The sequence below is a fragment of the Streptomyces sp. NPDC002790 genome (assembly GCF_040295505.1).
GTDB lineage: Bacteria > Actinomycetota > Actinomycetes > Streptomycetales > Streptomycetaceae > Streptomyces.
Map to the genome: position 1 here is coordinate 1 of NZ_JBEOVM010000188.1, position 7,118 is coordinate 7,118.

At 70.5% G+C, this 7,118-nt stretch carries 9 protein-coding genes and 1 riboswitch; of the genes, 7 read left to right on the top strand and 2 right to left on the bottom strand.

The window, feature by feature from the left end; all coding sequences use genetic code 11:
* Window positions 1-116 precede the first annotated feature (116 nt).
* Complete coding sequence (locus ABT004_RS35430; RefSeq protein WP_351345640.1) at window positions 117-851, bottom strand: SDR family oxidoreductase; 735 nt, start codon at window positions 849-851, stop codon at window positions 117-119.
* Between the two features lie 91 nt (window positions 852-942).
* A complete protein-coding gene (locus ABT004_RS35435) occupies window positions 943-1,857 on the bottom strand; it encodes an RNA polymerase sigma-70 factor (RefSeq protein WP_351345642.1) in 915 nt (304 codons plus the stop codon).
* A 133-nt stretch (window positions 1,858-1,990) separates the two neighbouring features.
* Window positions 1,991-2,122: riboswitch (FMN riboswitch) on the top strand.
* A 158-nt stretch (window positions 2,123-2,280) separates the two neighbouring features.
* Here ABT004_RS35435 and ABT004_RS35440 point away from each other — a divergent pair.
* Genes ABT004_RS35440 through ABT004_RS35470 form a run of 7 tightly spaced genes read left to right on the top strand, consistent with a single transcriptional unit; the run spans window position 2,281 to window position 7,010 of the window.
* The gene (locus ABT004_RS35440) at window positions 2,281-2,892 is read left to right on the top strand and encodes a riboflavin synthase (RefSeq protein ID WP_351345645.1); all 612 of its coding nucleotides are present in this window, start codon (window positions 2,281-2,283) and stop codon (window positions 2,890-2,892) included.
* Entirely contained in the window at window positions 2,889-3,536 is a 648-nt protein-coding gene (locus ABT004_RS35445) for a nicotinamide mononucleotide transporter family protein (protein WP_351345648.1), read from the top strand. The genes ABT004_RS35440 and ABT004_RS35445 overlap by 4 nt, the downstream gene beginning before the upstream one ends.
* On the top strand, window positions 3,533-4,813 hold the full coding sequence (locus ABT004_RS35450) for a bifunctional 3,4-dihydroxy-2-butanone-4-phosphate synthase/GTP cyclohydrolase II (RefSeq protein ID WP_351345651.1): 1,281 nt from the start codon (window positions 3,533-3,535) through the stop codon (window positions 4,811-4,813). The genes ABT004_RS35445 and ABT004_RS35450 overlap by 4 nt, the downstream gene beginning before the upstream one ends.
* 39 nt (window positions 4,814-4,852) lie before the next feature.
* The gene (gene ribH, locus ABT004_RS35455) at window positions 4,853-5,338 is read left to right on the top strand and encodes a 6,7-dimethyl-8-ribityllumazine synthase (protein ID WP_351345654.1); all 486 of its coding nucleotides are present in this window, start codon (window positions 4,853-4,855) and stop codon (window positions 5,336-5,338) included.
* A gap of 34 nt (window positions 5,339-5,372) precedes the next feature.
* Window positions 5,373-5,645, top strand: coding sequence for a phosphoribosyl-ATP diphosphatase (locus ABT004_RS35460; RefSeq protein ID WP_351345657.1), 273 nt, complete (start codon window positions 5,373-5,375; stop codon window positions 5,643-5,645).
* Between the two features lie 58 nt (window positions 5,646-5,703).
* Window positions 5,704-6,561: an ATP phosphoribosyltransferase gene (gene hisG / locus ABT004_RS35465; RefSeq protein ID WP_351345660.1), complete on the top strand. Its 858-nt coding sequence runs from the start codon at window positions 5,704-5,706 to the stop codon at window positions 6,559-6,561.
* Between the two features lie 11 nt (window positions 6,562-6,572).
* Window positions 6,573-7,010, top strand: coding sequence for a PH domain-containing protein (locus ABT004_RS35470; RefSeq protein WP_351345663.1), 438 nt, complete (start codon window positions 6,573-6,575; stop codon window positions 7,008-7,010).
* Window positions 7,011-7,118 lie beyond the last annotated feature (108 nt).

Consider the following 7,118-nt stretch of genomic DNA (forward strand, 5'->3'; position numbering starts at 1 on the left):
CTTTTGAGCCTCGCCGGCGTTTGAGGCGCCGGGTCCGGGGCGGGGCCCCGGTCTTTCAAGCCCCGCCGGCGATTGAGGCGCGGGGGCCGGGGCGGAGCCCCGAGGCGTAGGGGCGGTCAGGGGCGGGACAGGTACTCCGCGAAGGTCACCTTGCCGACCCGCCGCTCCGGCGCCAGATGCCCACCACCCCGAAACGCCCGATACGCCGCCCCGGCCAACCGCACCGACACCACCGGCCGCCGCTTCCCCACCGCCCCGAGATACGTACGGGCCAACTCCGCGAACGTGAGAACCTCCGGCCCACCCATGTCCGCCACCCGCCCCGCCGGAGGCAGAACCGCCAACTCGGCCAGCCGGTCTGCCACTTCGGCCACCTCGATCGGCTGGTCGGCGACCCCCGCCGGCAGAAACACGACCGGCAACTTCGCCGCGACCCGCACTGCCGCCGCCACCAGATCGTGGAACTGCGTCGCCCGCAACACCGTCCACCCGAGCCCTGACTCCTCGACCAGCCGCTCCACCGCGAGCTTCGCCTTGTAGTAGGGGAACGGAACCTCGTCCACCCCGACGATCGAGATGTAGACGAGGTGCGGGACCTCCGCCCGGCGCGCAGCCGCCACCAAATGGGCGGCAGCCTTCTCGTCCCCACCGGTCTGCGTCGACGCACAGTGCACGATCACGTCCACGCCGGTCACGGCCCGGTCGAGCGCGGGCCCGCCCTCACGCAGGTCCACGGCGTACGGCTCGCTGTGCCTGCTCAGCACCCGCACCTCGTGCCCCGCCCCGCGCAACCGCTCGGTGACGAGCCGGCCGAGAGTTCCGGTTCCGCCGGTCACCAGGATCGTGGTCATAGCCTGCTCAGCTCCTTCGTACCCGGCCGTCCCCCCTGCGGAACGCCCGTCGTCAGCTGAGAACCGGCGGCGTCGCGCCTTTGTGACAGTCCTACGCCGCCCCACCGAGCTGACGGGACACGAACCCCAGCTTGTCCGGATTCAGGATCGCGCGCCCGACCGAAACGCGCCCTTCCCGCACCTCGAAGCAGACGACCGCGAACAGGCTCCCGCCGGGCTGCCGCGCGATGATCCCCGGCTCCCCGTTGATCTCGGCGACGAGCAGCTCCACGCCCACCAGGTACCGCTCGGCGATGCCGTCCAGGAACCGCAGCACCTTCTCGCGGCCCACGACGGCCTTACGGGCCGCGGTGACCTTGCCGCCGCCGTCGCCCCACCACCGCACATCCGTGGCGAGAATCTTCTCCAGGGCCGCCAGATCGCCCTCGCGGGCCGCCCCCACGAACGTCTCCACCAGCTCCCGCCGCACCCGCTCGGACGGCTCGAACCGCGCCGCGGGCTCCGCGATCCGCGCCGTCGCACGCCGGTACAGCTGCCGGCAGTTGGCCTCGCCGAGATCGAGCACACCGGCGATCTCCCGGTACCCGTACGCGAAGGCCTCCCGCAGCACGTACACCGCCCGCTCCGTCGGCGTGAGCCGCTCCAGGAGGACGAGCAGCGCGCACGACACCGAGTCGAGCTGCTCGGCCGACTCCAGCGGGCCGAGGGCGCCGTCCGAGGTGAGGACGGGCTCGGGCAGCCAGGGGCCCGCGTATCGCTCCCGCTGGACGCGGGCCGACGAGAGGCGGTTCAGGCACAGGTTCGTGACCACCTTGGCGAGCCAGGCGCCGACGTGCTCGACGGACCCCGGCTCAGTGGCGCCGAACCGCAGATACGCGTCCTGCACCGCATCCTTGGCCTCCTCGGCGGAGCCGAGCATCCGGTAGGCGAGGCCGAACATCCGGGCCCTGTGGGTCTCGAACTCGGTGGCACGGGCTGCGTGTTCGGTCGGTTGCGTGCTGGTCACGCGTTCAGACTGCCAGAACAGCGGCGTATTCCCGCGGACGGACGAAAAACAGCGCAGCGGCCTGTGAGTCAGCCCACAGCGTTCGCATGCGTGCAGGTAGGGGAGACGTGGCAGACTGGCCGTGTACCAGAAGCAGCGCACTCCGGGGTCGGTGAAAGTCCGAACCGGCGGTTACAGTCCGCGACCCGGTCACGATCTTGTGGCCGGTTGACCAGGTGAAATTCCTGGACCGACGGTTAAAGTCCGGATGGGAGGCAGTGCGCGGCGGGCGGGCACGTGAGTGCGCGTCGCCGGCTGTTTCAGCGGTCCCGCAAGGGGACCGGTGTCGAACGCGGCGTCGCCACAGGTGTCGCAGTCCGTACGCTCTGTCGTCGTCGAACGACAGTGCCCCGGAGTCCAGGCCCGTAAAGGGAGGACCCGGAAGTGTTCACCGGAATCGTCGAAGAGCTGGGCGAGATCACCGCCGTCGAGACGCTCGGCAGCCCGGTCGACGCGTGTCGCTTCCGCGTCCGCGGCCCCGTCGTCACCGAAGGCGCGAAACACGGCGACTCCATCGCGGTCAACGGCGTGTGCCTGACCGTCGTCGAGCACGAGGGCGCCGAGTTCACCGCCGACGTCATGGCCGAGACCCTCAAGCGCTCCAGCCTCGGCGCGCTCGCCCCCGGCTCCCGCGTCAACCTCGAACGGCCGATGATCGCCGACGGCCGCTTCGGCGGGCATGTCGTGCAGGGCCACGTCGACGGGGTGGGCACCATCGTGGAGCGCACCCCCTCCGAGCACTGGGAGATCGTCAAGATCTCGCTGCCCGCCGAGCTGTCCAAGTACGTCGTCGAGAAGGGCTCGATCACGGTCGACGGCGTGAGCCTGACGGTCGTCGACGCGGGCGCCGACCACTTCACCATCAGCCTCATCCCGACCACGCTCGCCCTGACCACGCTCGGCCCGAAGCAGGCCGGCGACCCCGTCAACCTCGAGGTCGACGTCATCGCGAAGTACGTGGAGCGGATGCTCGGTACGCGGGAGGCGGACAAGTGAGCTGGCTCAACACCGAGGCGTTCACGATCTTCGGCCAGCACATCCTCTGGTCCGACATGATCGGCAACACGATCGGCCTCATCGCCCTCGCACTCGGCTGGCGCCGCTCCATATGGACCTGGCCCGCCCAGCTGATATCCGGCGCGATCCTCCTCACTGCCTTCGCCACTGCCCACCTCTCGGGCAGCGCGGGCAAGCAGCTCGTCGTCATCGTCGTGGCCCTGTACGGCTGGTGGCAGTGGAACCGGGGCAAGGGCCAGGCGCAGGACGGCTCCATCGCCGTCCGCTTCGCCACCTGGCGCGAGCGCGGCTACCTTGTGGGCGCCGCGGCCGTCGGCACGCTCGCCGTGGGCGGCCTGTTCACCGCGATCCCCTCGCTGTCCTGGGACCCCTGGCCCGACGCGTACATCTTCGTCGGCACCGTCGTCGCCATGTACGCCCAGGCCCGCGGCATGGTCGAGTTCTGGTTCGCCTGGCTGCTCGTCGACCTCGTCGGCGTCCCCCTGAACTTCGCCAACGGCTTCGCCTTCTCCGGCTTCGTCTACGTCATCTACGGCGCGCTCGTCCTGTGGGGCATGCGCGACTGGTGGCTGCGCTCCCGCGCCGCCGCCCCCGCCACCGCGCTGGAAGGAGCTCGCGCATGAGCACGGCACCGAACCTGTACGAGGCCGAGGACCTGAGCCTCGACCCGGTCGAGATGGCCATCCGCGACATCGCCGCAGGACGCCCCGTCGTGGTCGTCGACGACGAGGACCGGGAGAACGAGGGCGACCTCGTCGTCGCCGCCGAGAAGATCACGCCCGAGATCGTCGCCTTCATGATGAGCGAGTGCCGCGGCCTGATCTGCGCCCCCATGGAGGGCGCCGAGCTCGACCGGCTCGAACTGCCGCAGATGGTCGGCAACAACACGGAGTCGATGCAGACCGCGTTCACCGTCTCCGTCGACGCCTCCGGCGCGCACGGCGTGACCACCGGCATCTCGGCGGCCGACCGCGCGGCCACCCTCCGCCTCCTCTCCTCGGGCAACAGCGAGCCCGGCGACTTCGTCCGCCCAGGCCACATCTTCCCGCTGCGCGCCAAAGAGGGCGGCGTCCTGGTCCGTGACGGTCACACCGAGGCCGCCGTCGACCTCGCCCGGCTCGCGGGCCTGCGCCCCGCCGGCGCCATCGTCGAGATCGCGGGTGAGAACGGCGTGATGCTGCGCCTGCCCGAGCTGGTCCCGTTCGCCCGCAGGCACGGCCTGACGATCATCTCCATCAAGGACCTGATCGACTACCGCCGCACCTCCGAGCCCACGGTCAAGCGCGAGGCGACCGTCCAACTCCCCACCGCCTTCGGCGATTTCACGGCCTACGGCTACCGCTCCACGGTCGACGGCGTCGAGCACGTCGCCCTCGTGCACGGCGAGCTCGGCGACGGCGAGGAGGTCCTCGCCCGGATCCACTCCGAGTGCCTGACCGGCGACGTGTTCCACTCGCTGCGCTGCGACTGCGGCCCCCAGCTGGAGGAATCCATGCGCCGCATCGTCGAGGAGGGCCGCGGCGTCGTCGTCTACCTCCGCGGACACGAGGGCCGCGGCATCGGCCTCGTCTCCAAGCTGCGCGCGTACGAGCTCCAGGAGCAGGGCCGCGACACCCTCGACGCCAACCTGGAACTCGGCCTGCCCGCCGACGCCCGCGACTACGCGGCGGGCGCCCAGATCCTCGGCGACCTCGGGGTGCGCAGCCTGCGCCTGATGACCAACAACCCCGACAAGACCGAGGCCCTCACCCGCCACGGCCTCAAGGTCGCCGAGCGGGAGCCGATGCCTGTCACGGCGGGCGAGCACAACCTGCGCTACCTGCGCACCAAGCGGGACCGCATGGGCCACGACCTGCCCTGGCTGGACGCCCCGCGGACGTCCGCCTGCAACAACCAGTAAGCCATCTGTTTTCAGTTACATACGTACGAGGAGAAGCGCGTGAGCGGCAAGGGTGCACCCGAACTGAGCGTGAAGAACTGCGGCGACCTGCGCGTGGCCGTCATCGCGGCCCAGTGGCACGAGCAGGTCATGACCGGACTCGTGGACGGCGCCCTGCGCGCCCTGAACGAGCTGGGCATCAGCGAGCCCACCGTCCTGCGCGTCCCCGGCAGCTTCGAGCTGCCGGTCGTCGCCAAGGTCCTCGCGGGCCGCGGCTACGACGCGATCGTCGCGCTCGGCGTCGTCATCCGCGGCGGCACCCCGCACTTCGAGTACGTCTGCCAGGGCGTGACCAACGGGCTCACGCAGGTCACCATCGACACCGGCGTCCCCGTCGGCTTCGGCGTCCTGACCTGCGACACCGAGGAGCAGGCGCTCGACCGCGCCGGCATCGAGGGCTCCAGCGAGGACAAGGGGCACGAGGCGGTCACCGCCGCCGTCGCCACCGCGACCACGCTGCGTACGATCGCCGAGCCCTGGCGCTGACGGGCGGATCGGGACGCGTAAAGTAGACGCCACCATGTCCAATAAGACGTTCGAGGAGCTCTTCACCGAGCTCCAGCACAAGGCAGCCACCGGCGACCCCGCCACTTCCCGCACCGCTGAACTGGTCGGCAAGGGCGTCCATGCCATCGGCAAGAAGGTCGTCGAGGAGGCCGCCGAAGTCTGGATGGCCGCCGAGTACGAGAGCGACGACGCCGCAGCCGAGGAGATCTCGCAGCTCCTCTACCACGTCCAAGTGATGATGGTCGCGCGCGGCATCTCCCTCGACGACGTGTACGCGCACCTCTAGGCCCGCGTACCCGCCTCCCCATCCGCAACTCACCCCTTACGCAAAGGAATCCGACCTCATGCTGCGCATCGCCGTCCCCAACAAGGGTTCACTCTCAGGGCCTGCGTCGGACATGCTGCATGAGGCCGGATACCGGCAGCGCAAGGAGTCCAAGGAACTCGTCACGGTCGACCCGGACAACGAGGTCGAGTTCTTCTACCTGCGCCCCAAGGACATCGCGATCTACGTGTCCTCGGGCAAGCTCGACATCGGCATCACCGGCGAGGACCTGCTGATCGACTCCGGCGCCGAGGCCGAGACGATCCTGCCGCTCGGCTTCGCCCGCTCCACGTTCCGCTTCGCCTCGCGGCCCGGCGCCGTCAAGGACCTCGCGGACCTCGCGGGCCGGACGATCGCCACGTCGTACGAGGGCATCGTCGCCAAGTACCTCGCCGAGCGCGGCGTGGAGGCCAACGTCGTGCACCTCGACGGCGCCGTCGAGACCGCCATCGAGCTCGGCGTCGCCGACGCGATCGCCGACGTCGTCGAGACGGGGACCTCGCTGCGCAACGCCGGCCTCGAGGTCTTCGGCGAGCCGATCATGCGCTCCGAGGCCTGCGTGATCCGCCACAAGGGCGCGTCCGCGGACGAGTCGGCCGACTCGAAGGTCGACCAGTTCCTGCGCCGCCTCCAGGGCGTCCTCGTCGCCCGGACGTACGTGATGATGGACTACGACTGCCGCGCCGAGCACCTGGAGAAGGCGGTCGCCCTCACCCCCGGCCTGGAGTCCCCGACCGTCTCCCCTCTCCACAACGAGGGCTGGGTCGCGGTGCGCGCCATGGTCCCGTCGAAGGGCGCGCAGCGGATCATGGACGACCTGTACGCCCTCGGCGCGCGGGCCATCCTCACCACGGCCATCCACGCCTGCCGCCTCTGAGGACGTCCGCCATGCCCGACCAGCCCAGCCTGCCCGTCACCTTCCGTCCCGGCCGCACCCGCGCCGTGCTGCACACGCTCGGCGCCGCGTCCTTCGTGGTGATCACGATCGTCGCGCTGCTGCTCGGTGGCCTGAGCCCGGGGGAGAAGGGCAGCTTCGTCTTCACCGGTGCGCTGTTCTGGGGCGTGCTGTGGCTGCTCGCGCGGCCCAGGATCGACGCCGACGCCGAGGGCGTCACGGTGGTCAACGTGGCGCGCAGCCGCCGCCTCTCCTGGGCGGAGATCGTCAAGGTCAACCTGCGGCCCGGTGACCCCTGGGTCTTCCTCGACCTCGCGGACGGCACCAGCATGGCCGCGATGGGCATCCAGCCCGGCATGGCCAAGTCCTCCGCCATCCGCGACGCCAAATCGCTCCGCGCTCTGACGGAGACCCACCACTCCCGTGCTTAGGCCTCGGGGCTCCGCCCCGGACCCCGCGCCTCAATCGCCGGCGGGGCTTGATCTGGCTCGGCCCATCAAGCCCCTGCGGCGATTGAGCTGCATCTTTCAAGCCCCTGC